Annotated in this window: 2 protein-coding genes; one reads left to right on the plus strand and one right to left on the minus strand. The window is 37.8% G+C overall.

The window, feature by feature from the left end:
• Nucleotides 1-12 precede the first annotated feature (12 nt).
• The gene (locus tag A3763_RS15830) at nucleotides 13-840 is read right to left on the minus strand and encodes an acyltransferase (protein ID WP_082880491.1); all 828 of its coding nucleotides are present in this window, start codon (nucleotides 838-840) and stop codon (nucleotides 13-15) included.
• A gap of 56 nt (nucleotides 841-896) precedes the next feature.
• On the opposite strand from A3763_RS15830, the gene A3763_RS30175 reads away from it, so the two are divergent.
• The coding region (locus A3763_RS30175) for a transposase (RefSeq protein WP_156495124.1) at nucleotides 897-1,032 on the plus strand (136 nt) is incomplete at its 3' end.

A 1,032-nucleotide genomic window follows, 5' to 3' on the forward strand; every position in this document is an offset into this window, starting at 1 on the left:
TCCATATACTATTTAGGAGTATCGACTCTTACGTACCAGTATCGGGCTTTCAAAGTATTTATAAGACACACTAGATATCATATATGTTAAAGCTAGCCCTCCTCCGTATCCCAAAATACGATCGCTATTAGACATTTCGCCACCATATCGTTCAATTAAATGAATAATTGGGTAGTGATATATATATAAGCCATAAGATATTTTTCCAGTGTATACCATAAACCGTCCTTCAAATAATATAGCTTTGAGCTTTGACGAGGAATACAACACGTATAGTATAAGTGCTAACGAGGAGAAGCCTACTATAGTATAACCAATACCAAACCCCCAGTTATTATCAAACATAGCCGGTGAAGACATTAGTCTCATTGCAGAAAATAGTGATTGCTGAGCCAAAACCTCCCCGATCACACAAAATAAAGTGACAGCAACAACGACACTCATACAAAACTTATATGGAGCTTGCCCACCATTCTTATGAATCAGAGCAACGAGAGAGCCATACAAAAACGCATCTGCTTGTGAGAAAGTTTGAAAATAAAGCTGCGTTACTACAAAGTCACGATCTAAGGCACCCCAAGACACTAAAAGCATTAACAAGAGCTTTGCCACAAGATAGAACGATAAAAGAGAAACAATTAAACTTTTCAAGCCCCTAGAGTAGAAATAGATCACAAATGGCCATATAAGGTAAAACTGTTCTTCGACTGACAACGACCACAGATGACCATATAATTCTGAGTGAGAGTAAGACTCAGAGGCTCTATAGATATTGAAAGTATAGGTAAGAAGATGAAGCCAGCCTCGTTGATCTAAAGACTCACCCCCCTGTGTCAGGATAGTTGTCGCCTCTGTTAATTTTTAATAATTGAATAGGAGGCGGTAAGAGAATATGAGTGAAGCATTATTCAAAAGAGTTTAAAGAAGCCATTGTTAAGAAGTGGCTTGAAAGTGGGTTATCATTAAGAACGTTTTCAGCCCAGGAAAACATAAACCTATCCACCTTGTATTCCTGGCGAGATAAATTTCAAT

It is taken from the genome of Oleiphilus sp. HI0128, assembly GCF_001635365.1.